The 14,901-nt window shown below is 62.1% G+C and carries 14 protein-coding genes; 2 read left to right on the top strand and 12 right to left on the bottom strand.

What is annotated here, in order from left to right; all coding sequences use genetic code 11:
- Window positions 1–32 precede the first annotated feature (32 nt).
- The 6 genes from potA to KCG88_RS18425 all read right to left on the bottom strand — a co-directional run bounded on the left by potA (window position 33) and on the right by KCG88_RS18425 (window position 7,413).
- Entirely contained in the window at window positions 33–1,175 is a 1,143-nt protein-coding gene (potA, locus tag KCG88_RS18450) for a polyamine ABC transporter ATP-binding protein (protein WP_041120308.1), read from the bottom strand.
- Window positions 1,176–1,246: 71 nt separating this feature from the next.
- Window positions 1,247–2,341: a polyamine ABC transporter substrate-binding protein gene (locus KCG88_RS18445; RefSeq protein ID WP_047289831.1), complete on the bottom strand. Its 1,095-nt coding sequence runs from the start codon at window positions 2,339–2,341 to the stop codon at window positions 1,247–1,249.
- A gap of 189 nt (window positions 2,342–2,530) precedes the next feature.
- Entirely contained in the window at window positions 2,531–3,628 is a 1,098-nt protein-coding gene (locus KCG88_RS18440) for a polyamine ABC transporter substrate-binding protein (protein ID WP_026020018.1), read from the bottom strand.
- Window positions 3,629–3,812: 184 nt separating this feature from the next.
- Window positions 3,813–5,177: an aspartate aminotransferase family protein gene (locus KCG88_RS18435; protein WP_011064100.1), complete on the bottom strand. Its 1,365-nt coding sequence runs from the start codon at window positions 5,175–5,177 to the stop codon at window positions 3,813–3,815.
- 56 nt (window positions 5,178–5,233) lie between these two features.
- Window positions 5,234–6,592 (bottom strand): glutamine synthetase family protein, encoded by a 1,359-nt coding sequence (locus KCG88_RS18430; RefSeq protein ID WP_011064101.1) that lies wholly within the window; start codon window positions 6,590–6,592, stop codon window positions 5,234–5,236.
- A 38-nt stretch (window positions 6,593–6,630) separates the two neighbouring features.
- Window positions 6,631–7,413 (bottom strand): gamma-glutamyl-gamma-aminobutyrate hydrolase family protein, encoded by a 783-nt coding sequence (locus KCG88_RS18425; protein WP_047289834.1) that lies wholly within the window; start codon window positions 7,411–7,413, stop codon window positions 6,631–6,633.
- 278 nt (window positions 7,414–7,691) lie between these two features.
- Between KCG88_RS18425 and KCG88_RS18420 the strand changes: the two genes are divergently transcribed.
- Window positions 7,692–9,068 (top strand): glutamine synthetase family protein, encoded by a 1,377-nt coding sequence (locus KCG88_RS18420; protein WP_210712853.1) that lies wholly within the window; start codon window positions 7,692–7,694, stop codon window positions 9,066–9,068.
- 140 nt (window positions 9,069–9,208) lie between these two features.
- Window positions 9,209–9,847: a TetR/AcrR family transcriptional regulator gene (locus KCG88_RS18415; RefSeq protein ID WP_047338084.1), complete on the top strand. Its 639-nt coding sequence runs from the start codon at window positions 9,209–9,211 to the stop codon at window positions 9,845–9,847.
- A gap of 8 nt (window positions 9,848–9,855) precedes the next feature.
- Here the strand turns inward: KCG88_RS18415 and coaA are convergent, their stop codons facing one another.
- From coaA to KCG88_RS18385, 6 genes are all read right to left on the bottom strand, one after another.
- Entirely contained in the window at window positions 9,856–10,773 is a 918-nt protein-coding gene (gene coaA / locus KCG88_RS18410) for a type I pantothenate kinase (RefSeq protein WP_047289837.1), read from the bottom strand.
- Between the two features lie 117 nt (window positions 10,774–10,890).
- Window positions 10,891–11,106: a TOBE domain-containing protein gene (locus KCG88_RS18405; protein ID WP_011064106.1), complete on the bottom strand. Its 216-nt coding sequence runs from the start codon at window positions 11,104–11,106 to the stop codon at window positions 10,891–10,893.
- 35 nt (window positions 11,107–11,141) lie between these two features.
- Window positions 11,142–11,948, bottom strand: a complete 807-nt coding sequence (ssuB, locus tag KCG88_RS18400) for an aliphatic sulfonates ABC transporter ATP-binding protein (protein WP_210712852.1) — start codon at window positions 11,946–11,948, stop codon at window positions 11,142–11,144.
- Entirely contained in the window at window positions 11,945–12,733 is a 789-nt protein-coding gene (ssuC, locus tag KCG88_RS18395) for an aliphatic sulfonate ABC transporter permease SsuC (protein ID WP_210712851.1), read from the bottom strand. Before ssuC ends, ssuB begins: the two co-directional genes overlap by 4 nt.
- Before the next feature lie 9 nt (window positions 12,734–12,742).
- A complete protein-coding gene (gene ssuD, locus KCG88_RS18390; protein WP_015637415.1) occupies window positions 12,743–13,891 on the bottom strand; it encodes an FMNH2-dependent alkanesulfonate monooxygenase in 1,149 nt (382 codons plus the stop codon).
- A 24-nt stretch (window positions 13,892–13,915) separates the two neighbouring features.
- Window positions 13,916–14,881 carry a sulfonate ABC transporter substrate-binding protein gene (locus tag KCG88_RS18385; RefSeq protein ID WP_011064110.1) on the bottom strand — a complete coding sequence of 322 codons (966 nt, stop codon included), beginning with the start codon at window positions 14,879–14,881 and terminating at the stop codon, window positions 13,916–13,918.
- Between the last annotated feature and the right edge of the window lie 20 nt (window positions 14,882–14,901).

Below are 14,901 nucleotides of genomic sequence, written 5' to 3'. Positions count from 1 at the left end.
TCGATTGAGTCGGCGCTTGAGCTTTCGCATGTTCATGAGCGCAGTACCACGCCGCTGTCGTCTTCCCACCAGACGTAGACCTGGTCACCCCAGGTCGGCCGCGCACCACGGCGCTCGGCGTTGGCGACGAAGGATTGCACCAGCTTGCCGCTCGGCAGCTCGACGTAGAACACCGAGTGGCCGCCCAGGTAGGCAATGTCGTGGACCTTGCCGCTGGACCAGTTGTACTCGCAGGTCGGCATCTCGGCGGTCACCAGGAGCTTTTCCGGGCGGATCGCGTAGGTCACCGATTTGTCCTGCACCGAAGTGCTGATGCCGTGGCCGACATAGATGCTGCGGTCCAGGTCCTTGCAGGTGATCAGGGCGTGACCCTCGGCATCGTCCACCACTTCACCCTCGAAGATGTTGACGTTGCCGATGAATTCGCAGACCAGGCGGCTGACCGGGGTCTCGTAGATGTCGATCGGGCTGCCGATCTGGGCGATCCAGCCCAGGTGCATGATGGCGATGCGTTCGGCCATGGTCATGGCCTCTTCCTGGTCGTGGGTCACCATTACGCAAGTCACGCCCACGCGCTCGATGATCTCCACCAGCTCCAGCTGCATCTGCGAGCGCAGCTTCTTGTCCAGGGCGCCCATGGGCTCGTCCAGCAAGAGCAGCTTGGGGCGCTTGGCCAGGGAACGGGCCAGGGCCACGCGCTGGCGCTGGCCGCCGGAGAGCTGGTGCGGCTTGCGCTTGGCGTACTGGCTCATCTGCACCAGCTTGAGCATCTCAGCCACCCGGGCGTCGATCTCGGCGGCAGGGATCTTGTCCTGCTTGAGGCCGAAGGCGATGTTCTGGGCCACGGTCATGTGGGGGAACAAGGCGTAGGACTGGAACATCATGTTGATCGGCCGCTCGTAGGGCGGCATGTCCGTGATGTCTACACCATCGAGGAAGATTCGCCCCTCCGTTGGCCGTTCGAAACCGGCCAGCATCCGCAGCAAGGTGGACTTGCCTGAACCCGAACCGCCGAGCAGGGCGAAGATCTCGCCCTTCTTGATTTCCAGGGACACATCGTCCACGGCAACCGTCTCGTCGAACTTCTTCGTGACCCGGTCGATTTTGACCAGCACCTGCTTAGGTGTCTGGTCGCCCTCGAGGGCTTTCTTATAGGCGCCGGAGGCAACTGCCATTTGCGAAACTCCCAACAAAATTTGCAGCCCGCCCCATGCGGGCGGACCTTGGATAGTTTGAGCCTGTGGAACTATTTACCCGTCTTGACCTTGGTCCAGCTGCGGGTCATCAAGCGTTGGATATTGGGTGGCAACTCGGTGGACACGTAGGTCTTGTCGAGCACTTGCTGCGGTGGGTAGACCGCTTCGTCGGTGCGGATGGACTGCTCCATCAGCTTGTCCGACCCGGGGTTGGGGTTGGCATAACCGACATAGTCGCTGACCTGAGCGATCACTTCAGGTTGCAGCAAATAGTTGATGAAGGCGTGGGCCTGCTTGACGTTGGTCGAATCCTTGGGGATCGCCAGCATGTCGAACCACAGGGCACCGCCCTCCTTCGGAATCGCATAGGCGATGTTCACACCCTTGCCGGCATCAGCGGCCCGGGCCTTGGCCTGGAACACATCGCCGGAAAACCCGATGGCCACGCAGATATTGCCGTTGGCCAGGTCCGAGATGTACTTGGACGAGTGGAAGTAGGTTACGTAGGGGCGTACCGCCAGCAGCTTGGCCTCGGCCTTCTTGTAGTCCTGGGGGTTGGTGCTGTTGGCGTTCAGGCCCAAGTAGTTGAGGACCGTGGGCATCATCTCGTCGGCGGAGTCGAGGAAGGCCACGCCGCAGCTGTTGAGCTTCTTGATGTTCTCCGGCTCGAACAGCACGCTCCAGGAATCGATCTTGTCCACGCCCAGGGCGGCCTTGACCTTGTCGACGTTGTAGCCGATGCCGTTGGTACCCCACAGGTACGGCACCGCGTACTGGTTGCCCGGATCGTTCATTTCCAGACGCTTGAGCAGGACCGGATCAAGGTTCGAATAGTGGGTCAGCAGGCTCTTGTCGAGCTTCTGGAAAGCCCCGGCCTTGATCTGCTTGCCCAGGAAGTGGTTGGACGGCACGACCACGTCATAACCGGTACGGCCGGCCAGCAACTTGCCTTCCAGGGTTTCATTGGAATCGAATACGTCATACACCGGCTTGATACCGGTGGCCTTTTCAAACTCGGCCAGGGTGTTCTGACCGATGTAATCGGACCAGTTATAAATATGCACGGTCGGTGCAGCCTGGACGCCAGCCATCAGCGTCAGGCCGGCAGCGGCCAGCATGGCTTTGCGAAATAAAGAAATAGGCAAGTGGAGGTCCTCTTAAATAGTTGGGCCCAAGTTGCCCCGCGCTACCTGACAGCCTCCAAGCTGCCCAGCAACAAAACCGGCGCGCAACTTACCCTCGATAAACCAATCCAGCAAAACTTTCTGTCATTTAATTGTTTCCTGTTGCCGCCCTCTCCACGACGACGGCAACAGGGAGTGCTGCAAATCGGCTTATTTGCCGGATTTGATCTTGGTCCAGCTGCGGGTCAGGATGCGCTGGGTCGCGGCCGGCAGGTCGGCGATCGCGTACAGCTTGGCCTGCACCTCAGCTGGCGGGTAGACGCCCGGGTCGCTGGTGATGTCTTTATCGACCAATGGGGTTGCAGCCGCGTTACCGTTGGGGAAACGCACGGCGTTGGTGATTTCGGCCATGACTTCAGGCTTTTGCAGGAAGGTCATGAACTTGTAGGCGCCTTCGACGTTTTCCGCGTCTTTGGGGATGGCCACCATGTCATAGAAGCTGCCAGCACCCTCTTTGGGGATGTTGTAGCTGACCTTGACCTTGTCACCGGCTTCGGCGGCACGGGCCTTGGCCTGGTAGATGTCGCCCGAGTAACCCACGGCGACGCAGATGTTGCCGTTGGCCAGGTCGGAGATGTACTTGGAGGAGTGGAAGTAGGCGATCGAAGGACGGATCTTGAGGAACAGCGCTTCGGCTTCAGCCAGTTGCTTCTTGTCCTGGCTGTCGGTCGGGTAGCCCAGGTAGTGCAGCGCCACCGGAATCATCTCGGTTGGCGAATCGAGGAAGCTGACGCCGCAGGCCTTCAGCTTCTCAGCGTTCTCAGGCTTGAACAGCAGGTCCCAGGAGTTGGTCGGTGCATCGGCACCCAGCGCGGCCTTGACCTTCTCGGCGTTGAAGCCGATACCGATCGAGCCCCACATGTAAGGGAAGGCATGCTTGTTGCCCGGGTCGCTCACCGAAACCGCCTTGAGCAGCGACTCGTTGAGGTTCTTCCAGTTCGGCAACTTGGAGCGGTCCAGTTCCTGGTAGACACCGGCCTTGATCTGCTTGGCCAGGAAGTTGTTGGAAGGCACCACAACGTCATAACCGGACTTGCCGGCGAGCAACTTGGCTTCCAGGGTTTCGTTGCTGTCGAACACGTCGTAGACAACCTTGATGCCCGACTCGGCTTCAAACTTCTTGATGGTGTCCGGCGCGATGTAATCGGACCAGTTGTAAACGTGCAGCACTTTATCGTCCGCTTGTGCCGCCGCCGCCATCACGCCCATCAGGGACATGGCGAGGAGGGTCTTGCCAGCTAACTTCATACCTAATGCCTTCATGCGTAATGCTCCAATTATTCTTTTTAACCACTCGCTCAGCGGCCAATATCCGGGCAACCAAAACGGCGGGTAGTCTGGCAAGATCCAAGGCCGGCTTTCAAGAAAAGACCAGGCTTTTACATCTGCTTTGAACGCAGTGCCCGCAAGCACCGCGCTCAAAGCCTAGCACTCAGCCCTCGAGCACACTCAAGGTCAGGTCCAGACACTTGCGCGCCTTGGCCACCAGCTCGTCAATCTCCGCCTCGCTGATCACCAGGGGCGGCGCGATGATCATGGTGTCACCCACTGCGCGCATGATCAGGCCGTTGTCGAAGCAGAACTGCCGGCAGATCATGCCCACGCCTCGGCCTTCGTAACGCGCCCGAGTGGCCTTGTCCTTGACCAGTTCGATGGCCCCCAGCAGCCCTACCCCGCGAACCTCGCCCACCAGCGGGTGGTCGCTCAGCTCGCGCAGACGTTTCTGCAAATACGGTGCCGCTTTTTCATGGGCGCGCTGGATAATTTTCTCTTCGCGCATGATGCGGATGTTTTCCAGGGCCACGGCAGCGGCCACCGGGTGCCCGGAATAGGTGAAACCGTGGTTGAAGTCGCCGCCCTCGTTGAGCACCGCCACCACTTCGTCGCGCACGATCAGCCCACCCATGGGGATGTAGCCGGAGGTCAGGCCCTTGGCGATGGTCATCATGTCCGGCTTGAGGTCGTAGAAATCGCTACCGAACCACTCACCGGTGCGCCCGAAGCCACAGATCACTTCATCGGCAACGAACAGGATGTCGTACTTGGCAAGGATTTCCTTGATCCGCGGCCAGTAGCTGTCCGGCGGCACGATCACGCCACCAGCGCCCTGGATCGGTTCGGCGATAAAGGCCCCGACATTGTCCACGCCCAGTTCGAGGATCTTCTCTTCGAGCTGGTTGGCGGCCCAGATACCGAACTCTTCGGGGCTCATGTCGCCGCCTTCGGCGAACCAGTAAGGCTGCGGGATGTGGACGATACCCGGGATCGGCAAGTCGCCCTGCTCGTGCATGTAGGTCATGCCGCCGAGGCTGGCACCGGCCACCGTGGAACCGTGGTAGCCATTGACCCGGCTGATGATGGTTTTCTTGTTCGGCTGGCCCTTGATCGCCCAGTAGTGGCGGACCATGCGCAGCATGGTGTCGTTGCCTTCGGAGCCGGAACCGGTGAAGAACACGTGGTTCATGCCTTCTGGCGCGATATCGGCGATCGCCTTGGACAGCTCCAGCACCGGTGGGTGGGCAGTCTGGAAGAACAGGTTGTAATAGGGCAGTTCGCGCATTTGCTTGCTGGCGGCTTCCGCCAGTTCGTCACGGCCATAGCCAATGGCTACGCACCACAGGCCGGCCATGCCGTCGAGAATCTGATTGCCTTCACTGTCCCAGAGGTACACACCCTTGGCATGGGTGATGATCCGCGGGCCCTTTTCCTTCAGTTGCTTGAAGTCACTGAACGGTGCCAGGTGGTGATCACTGCTGAGGGTTTGCCACTCGCGGGTTTGCGGGTTTTTATGAGTCATCAATCTCTCCTTAGTGTCAGTGAAGGCGCCACTGGCGGGCAGTGGCGCCCGGCGGATCAGACGGCGAACAACAGGAACTCCCGCTCCCACGAACTGATCACGCGCTTGAAGTTTTCATGCTCGGCCCGCTTCACCGCGACATAGCCGGTGATGAACTTCTGGCCCAGGTACTTCTCGATGGTCTTGCTGTTTTCCATACGCTCCAGCGCGTCCTCGATGGTCAGGGGCAGGCGCAGGTTGCGGCGCTCATAGCCACGGCCCACCACGGGCGCGCTCGGGTTGTGGCCTTCGACCATGCCGATGTAGCCACACAGCAGGCTGGCGGCGATGGCCAGGTACGGGTTGGCGTCGGCGCCCGGCAGGCGGTTTTCCACGCGACGGTTCTGTGGCCCGGCATCCGGCACCCGCAGGCCCACGGTGCGGTTCTCTTCGCCCCACTCGACGTTCACCGGCGCCGAGGTATCGGGCAGGAAACGACGGAACGAGTTGACGTTGGGGGCGAACAGCGGCAGCAGCTCGGGAATGAACTTCTGCAAACCACCGATGTGGTTGAGGAACAGCTGGCTCATGGTCCCGTCTTCATTGGAGAAGACGTTCTTGCCGGTGTTGATGTCGATGATGCTCTGGTGCAGGTGCATGGCGCTGCCGGGCTCGCCGGTCATGGGCTTGGCCATGAAGGTGGCGGCCACGTCGTGCTTGAGCGCGGCTTCGCGCATGGTGCGCTTGAACACCAGGATCTGGTCGGCCAGGGACAGGGCATCGCCGTGACGGAAGTTGATCTCCATCTGCGCCGTGCCGTCCTCGTGGATCAGCGTGTCCAGGTCCAGCTCCTGCAGTTCGCACCAGTCGTAGACGTCCTCGAACAGCGGGTCGAATTCGTTCGCCGCTTCAATGGAGAACGACTGGCGCCCGGTTTCCGGGCGACCGGAGCGGCCGATCGGCGGCTGCAGCGGGTAGTCCGGGTCGTCGCTGCGCTTGGTCAGGTAGAACTCCATCTCCGGCGCCACGATGGGCTGCCAGCCGTGGTCGGCGTAGAGTTTCAGGACCTTCTTCAGGACGTTGCGCGGCGACAGCTCGATGGGGTTGCCCTGCTTGTCGTAGGTGTCATGGATCACCTGGGCCGTGGGCTCGATGGCCCAGGGCACCAGGTACACCGCGTTCTGGTCCGGGCGGCAGACCATGTCGATGTCGGCCGGGTCCAGCAGTTCGTAATAGATGTCGTCTTCGACATAGTCGCCGGTCACGGTCTGCAGCAGCACGCTCTCGGGCAGGCGCATGCCTTTTTCGGCAATGAACTTGTTGGTCGGCGAGATCTTGCCCCGGGTGATCCCGGTCAAATCGCCGATCATGCATTCGACTTCTGTGATCTTGTGGTCTTTCAACCAATCGGTGAGCTGGTCGAGGTTGTTACTCATAAATGCCTCTAGGCTGAGTTTCCTGACTCTCTATTAAGTCAGGCCTTGTGTGACGCTTCGGCGTCGCGTTGTCTTGCCCGCTTGCGGCAGGCATCACCAAAAGCCTGGAAGATGGCCAGGTAGTGAGGGTTGCAGCTTACCTGCCATTCGGGGTGCCATTGCACCCCTAGTGCAAAAGCCTGGCTGGCTTCTACCGAGACCGCCTCCACCAGCCCGTCGGGAGCCCGCGCCTCGACCCGCAGCCCCGGGGCCAGACGTTCGACGCCTTGAGCATGAATCGAGTTGACCTGGATCGTCTGCGGCAAGCCCAGGCCCGCCAGGATACCGCCGGCCTGGACGTGCACGTCATGGGCCGGTGCATACCAGGCATCCAGGGGCTGGCCGGCCTTTTCATCATGACGGTGGTCCATGAACGGCTGCACTTCATGCACGTTCTGGTGGAGGCCGCCGCCCAGGGCCACGTTCATTTCCTGGAAGCCGCGGCAGATGCCCAGCACTGGAACGCCACTCGCGACGGCGGCGCTCAGCAGCGGCAGGGTCGCGGCATCCCGTGCAGAATCATGAGCAGTGCCCGGCGCACTGGCAGGACCCTGATAATGGAAAGGTTCGATATTGGAGGGAGAGCCGGTAAAGAGAATGCCGTCCAGACCGTCCAGAATATCGGACGGGGAAAGCAGTTGCGCCATGGACGGGATAATCACCGGCACGCCCTGGGCTGCGCTGGCTACTGCGTGGACATACTCGTCGCCACTGATGTGATAAGCATGCAAACCGATCTGCCTGGAGCAGGCGGTGATGCCGATTAACGGCAGGCGAGACATGAAACACCCCGGTATTATTGCTGTTATGGGTTTGATTCGAGCTTAGCCTTGTTCATTTTTTTACACAACACCCCCGTAAAAAATACAACACGGCCCGCTCAAGCCTGCGGTACCCACGGCGGCTGAGCCCCAAAAAATGCCCTGTTTTGCCCCAAAAGAGCCTTGGCAGCCCTTTATTAGGGCGTAAAGAGCCTTACTTGACTTCGGCATGCCGTTCGGGTTGACTGAAACCAGAAAAGATCAATGATTGATATTTTTAACAACAAAGGTGTTGCATCATGTCGGTACCCCCGCGTGCCGTTCAGCTCAACGAAGCGAACGCGTTCCTTAAGGAACATCCTGAGGTTCTGTACGTTGACCTTCTGATTGCGGATATGAATGGTGTGGTGCGCGGCAAGCGCATCGAACGCACCAGCCTCCACAAGGTTTACGAGAAAGGCATCAACCTGCCGGCCTCCCTGTTTGCCCTGGATATCAATGGCTCTACGGTGGAAAGCACCGGCCTGGGCCTGGACATCGGCGACGCCGACCGGATCTGCTATCCAATCCCCGATACCCTGTGCAACGAGCCCTGGCAAAAGCGCCCTACCGCGCAACTGCTGATGACCATGCACGAACTCGAAGGCGACCCCTTCTTTGCCGATCCACGGGAAGTCCTGCGCCAGGTGGTGACCAAGTTCGACGAACTGGGCCTGACCATCTGCGCCGCTTTCGAGCTGGAGTTCTACCTGATCGACCAGGAGAACGTGAACGGCCGGCCACAGCCGCCACGCTCGCCGATCTCCGGCAAGCGCCCGCATTCCACCCAGGTCTACCTGATCGACGACCTCGACGAATACGTCGACTGCCTCCAGGACATCCTGGAAGGTGCCAAGGAACAAGGCATCCCGGCCGACGCCATCGTCAAGGAAAGTGCCCCGGCACAATTCGAAGTCAACCTGCACCACGTGGCCGCCCCGATCAAGGCCTGCGACTACGCGGTTCTGCTCAAGCGCCTGATCAAGAACATCGCCTACGACCATGAGATGGACACCACCTTCATGGCCAAGCCTTACCCGGGCCAGGCGGGCAATGGTCTGCACGTTCACATTTCGGTTCTGGACAAAGATGGCAAGAACATCTTCGCCAGCGAGGATCCCGAGCAGAACGCCGCACTGCGTCACGCGATCGGCGGTGTGCTCGAGACCCTACCGGCGCAGATGGCCTTCCTCTGCCCGAACGTCAACTCCTACCGCCGTTTCGGCGCGCAGTTCTATGTGCCGAACTCGCCGAGCTGGGGCCTGGACAACCGTACAGTGGCCATTCGCGTCCCCACCGGCTCGGCCGATGCAGTGCGCATCGAACACCGGGTCGCCGGCGCCGACGCCAACCCCTATCTGCTGATGGCTTCGGTCCTGGCGGGCGTGCACCACGGCCTGACCAACAAGATCGAGCCGGGGGCGCCTACCGAAGGCAACTCCTACGAGCAGAACGAGCAGAGCCTGCCGAACAACCTGCGTGATGCCCTGCGTGAGTTGGACGACAGCGAAGTCATGGCCAAGTACATCGACCCGAAATACATCGATATCTTCGTCGCTTGTAAGGAAAGTGAGCTGGAGGAGTTCGAACACTCCATCTCCGACCTGGAATACAACTGGTACCTGCACACCGTGTAAGCGCCAGCTGCATAAAAGAACGCCGCAGGGTTCATCCCGGCGGCGTTTTTTTATGCCCGTGATTCGGATGCGCCCAGGCTGCGGCTACAGGGACAACGACCCACTCGCGTACAATGCCCGCTGCCCTGTAGGAGAGACTGATGACGCGCACCGCCCCGCTTCGCAAACCCCGTGCACGCAGCCAGGCCCGGATCGACTCGATACTCGACGCCGCACGGACCCTGCTGGCGGCCGAGGGCGTGGCCAGCCTGTCGATCTACAGCGTGGCCGACAAGGCGCAGATCCCGCCATCCTCGGTCTATCACTTCTTCGCCAGCGTCCCGGCCCTGCTGGAAGCCCTTACCGCCGATGTCCACGCGGCGTTCCGCGCCTGCCTGCTGGAACCTATCGACCATGAGCGGCTCAGCAGCTGGCGCGACCTGTCACGCCTGGTGGAGCAACGCATGCTCGACATCTACGGCGAGGACGCGGCGGCCCGCCAACTGATCCTCGCCCAGCACGGCCTGACCGAAGTCACCCAGGCCGACCGCCAGCACGACATCGAGCTGGGGGACCTGATGCACAAGCTGTTCGATCATCATTTCGAGTTGCCGACGCTGCCCGTCGATGTGGACGTGTTCGCCCTGGCCATGGAACTGGGAGATCGGGTGTATGCCCGCTCCGTGCAGCAGCACGGGCAGATCACGCCGCGCATGGCCGAGGAAGGCATGCGCGTCTTCGATGCCTACCTGGGCCTGTACCTGCCGCCCTACCTGGCCAAGCGCCCCACCCCGCTTTGAACGCCGGCTCAGGCCTGGCGAAGCAGCAACCGGTCGATGCTGTGGTCAGCAGACTTGTGGATGATCAGGTTGGCCCGCTCCCGAGTCGGCAGGATATTTTCAACCAGGTTCTTCAGGTTGACCCGGTCCCAGGTATCGGAGGCCACTGACAGCGCCTCGGAATCGGACAGGCCCTTGTACTTGTTGAAATAGGAATCCCCCGACTGGAAGGCAGTGTTCTTCAGGTAGACGAACCGCTCCAGGTACCAGGTCTTGATAGTCGCTTCGGGGGCATCGACATAGATCGAGAAGTCGATGAAATCCAGGGCATTCAGGCCCTGGCCCTGCTCCCCCTGCAACACATTCAAGCCTTCCAGGATGATGATGTCCGGCGCCTCCACCGACTGCGCCTCATCGGCCAGGATGTCGTAGCGCACATGGGAATAGATGGGAATCCGCGCCGCTTCGCCCCGGCGGCACACCGCCTGGAGAAAATCCACGAATAGCGGCTCGTCATAGGACTCGGGAAAACCCTTGCGGTGCAAAATGTTTTTTTCCTGCAGGGTGGCCAGCGGGAACAGAAACGAATCCGTGGTCACCAGGTGCACATTGGGCTTACCCGGCCAATAGGCCAGCAGCGCCGCCAGGACCCGGGCGAAGCTGCTCTTGCCCACCGCCACACTGCCGGAAACACCGATTACGTAGGGGGCCTTGAAACCGGTCTGCGGCACCTTCAGCGATTGCACCTGCGCCGCATGCAAATGCAGCAGGCGCGACAGCGGCAGGAGGATCTGCCGCACTTCTTCGGACGCCATGGGCTGGGTCGGACTGGTCAGCGTCTCCATCTCGGATGGCGCAAGACTCATCGGCTCACCGGCCCGCAGAGCGGCCCAATGGTCGCGATCGAACTCCAGATACCCCACATTTGGACCCTGCTCTGTTGTCATGTTTACTGTTCAGGTCTTGCCGAAAGCAGGGAAAGTATCAAATCTGACCGGTATTTACAGCGCCCATGAAAAAGCCCCGAAGGGCTCGCACCGTTCGGGGCCGTGATCGGGCGCCGTTCACAACTTGGCGATCGAGACCTCGGTGGACTTCACAAAGGCGATCACTTCGCTGCCAATCGACAGCTCCAGCTCTTTCACCGAGCGGGTGGTGATCACCGAAGTGACAATGCCGGAAGCGGTCTGCACGTCGATTTCCGACAGCACGTCGCCTTCGACGATTTCCTTGATGGTGCCCTTGAACTGGTTGCGTACGTTGATGGCCTTGATGGTCATGGTGTTTCTCCTGGGGTCGAAATGAGCGGCTGTTTTTAAAGTGCCCAGCGCAGTTGCGTGGGCAAGGGTGAAACGGGTTCCGGTTCCGGCGGCGAGCCGGGCAATGACAGCACGCGGTTGAGGACTTCGGTTTCCAGCGCCGCCAGGCGATGGGAACCCCGTACCCGCGGGCGTGGCAGCTCGACGTGCAGGTCGAGACCGACCTCGCCGTCTTCGATCAGGATCACCCGATCGGCGATCGCCACCGCTTCGCTGACATCGTGGGTGACCAGCAGCACGGTGAAGCCATGCTGCTGCCACAAGCGTTCGATCAACTGCTGCATCTCGATCCGCGTCAGGGCATCCAGCGCCCCCAGCGGCTCGTCCAGCAGCAACAGCCGCGGTTGGTGGATCAGGGCACGGGCCAGGGCCACGCGCTGCTTCTGCCCACCGGACAGGGCCGCCGGCCATTCCTGGGCGCGGTCCGCCAGGCCCACGGCTTCCAGAGCTTGCAGGGCTTGGGGGCGCCAGTTGCCCTTGAGCCCGAGCCCGACGTTATCGATGACCTTTTTCCAGGGCAGCAGGCGCGCCTCCTGGAACATCAGCCGGGTGTCTTCAATGGCAGCGCTCAAGGGCGCGGAACCGGCCAGCAGTTCGCCGGCGCTGGGCTGGTCGAGACCGGCCAGCAGGCGCAGCAAGGTACTTTTGCCGCAGCCGCTGCGCCCCACCACCGCCACGAACTGGCCGGCGGGAATGTGCAGGTCGATTTCCCGCAGCACCTGCCGCGAGCCGAAGGTCTTTTGCAGTTCGCGTACCGCCAGGGGAATGCCCTGCAGCAGCCGCGGAGGTTGTTGAGCCGTCATTGGGCACCGCCTTTGGCGACCTGGTAGGCCGGATGCCAGCGCAGCCAGACCCGCTCCAGGCCACGCGCGGCCAGGTCCGCCAGCTTGCCGAGCACCGCGTACAGAACAATCGCCAGCACCACCACGTCGGTCTGCAGGAACTCCCGGGCGTTCATTGCCAGGTAACCGATGCCGGAGCTGGCGGAAATGGTTTCGGCGACGATCAGGGTCAGCCACATGAAGCCCAGGGCAAAGCGCACCCCCACCAGGATCGAAGGCAGGGCGCCGGGCAGGATCACCTGGCGGAACAGGGCGAAGCCGGACAGGCCGTAGCTGCGCGCCATCTCCACCAGTGCCGGGTCGACGTTGCGGATGCCGTGGTAGGTGTTGAGGTAGATCGGGAACAGCGTGCCCAGGGCCACCAGGAAAATCTTCGCCGACTCATCGATGCCGAACCACAGGATCACCAGGGGAATCAGCGCCAGGTGCGGCACATTGCGGATCATCTGTACCGAGCTGTCCAGCAGCCGCTCGCCCCATTTCGACAGGCCGGTAATAAAGCCCAGCGCCAGGCCGATGCCGCCACCGATGACAAAACCCAGGCCGGCGCGCCAGCCGCTGATGGCCAGGTGGGTCCAGATATCGCCACTGCGTACCAGGCCGACCCCGGCCTCGATCACCGCGCTGGGGGCCGGCAGGATGCGGGTCGACAGCCAGCCCGCCGACACCGACAGTTGCCACACCGCCAACAACAGCAGCGGCAGGCCCCAGGGCGCCAGACGCTGCACTATGCGTTGTCCGTTCATGGCCGCACCTCAGCTCTGGGACACGGCTTTGGGAATGATGTCGTTGGCGACCATCTCCCCGAACGGGCTGACGTAACCCGCCGCCTCAGGCAGCTTGGGACGTTCGATGTCCAGGTGCGGGAACAGCAGTTCGGCCACCCGGTAGGCCTCTTCCAGGTGCGGATAACCGGAGAAGATGAAGGTGTCGATACCCAGGTCCGCATACTCCTGCATGCGGGCCGCCACGGTCGGGCCGTCGCCCACCAGGGCCGTACCGGCACCACCGCGCACCAGGCCGACCCCGGCCCAGAGGTTGGGGCTGACTTCCAACTGGTCGCGGCGGCCGCCATGCAAGGCGGCCATGCGCTGCTGGCCTACGGAATCGAAGCGCGCCAGGGACGCCTGGGCCCGGGCGATGGTGTCGTCGTCCAGATGGGAAATCAGCCGCTCGGCGGCCTGCCAGGCCTCGGCGTTGGTTTCCCGCACAATCACGTGCAGGCGGATGCCGAAGCGTACGGTACGCCCGAGCTTGGCGGCCTTGTCCCGCACCTGCTGGATCTTCTCGGCCACCGCGGCCGGCGGCTCGCCCCAGGTCAGGACCATCTCCACCTGCTCGGCAGCCAGGTCCTGGGCCGCTTCCGAAGAGCCGCCAAAGTACAGCGGCGGACGGGGTTGCTGCAGCGGCGGATAGAGCAGCTTGGCGCCCTTCACGCTGATGTGCTGGCCGTCGTAGTCCACGGTTTCACCTTCCAGTACGCGACGCCAGATACGGGTGAACTCCACCGAGGCCTGGTAGCGCTCCTCGTGGTCGAGGAACAGGCCATCGCCGGCCAGCTCGTCCGGATCCCCCCCGGTCACCAGGTTGAACAGCGCCCGGCCGCCGGACAACCGGTCCAGGGTCGCTGCCTGGCGCGCCGCTACCGTCGGGGAGATGATCCCCGGGCGCAGGGCCACGAGGAACTTCAGACGTTGGGTCACCGGGATCAGCGACGCCGCCACCAGCCAGGAGTCCTCGCAGGAGCGTCCGGTGGGGATCAGCACGCCGCCGAACCCCAGGCGGTCGGCAGCCTGGGCGATCTGCTGCAGGTAAGCATGATCGACGGCGCGAGCGCCTTCGGCGGTGCCAAGGTAATGGCCGTCGCCGTGGGTAGGCAGGAACCAGAAGATATTGAGGCTCATGGAGTTGTCTCCTAAGGGGTCGAATTACGGCGCCTTGGCCACGGCGGCGGTGGGCGTCCAGATCACGTCTTTGATGCTCAGCGGCTTGGGAATCAGCTTGAGCTGGTAGAAGCTGTCGGCGATTTTCTGCTGCGCGGCGATCACTTCCGGGGTCAGGAAGCCCGCGCCATAGCCCTGGCGCTTAACCGAAGTGAGGGTGATGTCGGCCGGCAGGCCCAAAAGCGGGGCCACCTGTTGGGTGACCTCCTGCGGGTTGCCCTTGGACCACTCGCCCACCGCCCGCACTTCTTCCACCAGGGCGGTAATCACCTCGGGATGCTGTTGCGCGTAGGGTTTGGTGGCCAGGTAGAACTGGTGGTTGTCGACGATGCCCGAGCCGTCACGCAGGGTGCGAGCCTGTAGCTGCTGCTCGGCGGCTGCCTGGTAGGGGTCCCAGATGGCCCAGGCATCGACGCTGCCCCGCTCGAATGCGGCGCGGGCATCAGCCGGCGGCAGGAACACGGTCTGGATATCACTGTATTTCAGGCCGGCGTCTTCCAGAGCGCGGACCAGCAGGTAATGGACGTTGGAGCCCTTGTTCAGCACCACCTTCTTGCCCTTGAGGTCCTGCACCGACTGGATCGGCGAGCCCTTGGGCACTAGGATCGCTTCGCTGTGGGGGGCCGGCGGCTCGTAGGCCACATACAGCAGGTCGGCACCGGCGGCCTGGGCAAAGACTGGCGGGGTCTCGCCGGTCACGCCGAAGTCGATGGACCCGACATTGAGGCCCTCCAGCAACTGTGGGCCTCCGGGAAATTCAGTCCACTGCACCTCGACGCCCTGCTGCGCCAGGCGCTTCTCCAGGGAACCCTTGGCCTTGAGCAGCACCAGGGTGCCGTACTTCTGATAACCGATCCGCAAGGTCTCGGCCTGAGCTTGAACAATGGCGCCGAAGGACACAGCCGCAGCAAACAGAGCGACCAGACCGCGACGCAAAATGACAGGGCGCATGGCGCTCTCCTTTTTGCTGT

It is taken from the genome of Pseudomonas sp. MWU349 (assembly GCF_017947325.1).
Lineage (GTDB): Bacteria > Pseudomonadota > Gammaproteobacteria > Pseudomonadales > Pseudomonadaceae > Aquipseudomonas > Aquipseudomonas protegens.
This window is presented reverse-complemented; position numbering and strand designations above follow the sequence as displayed.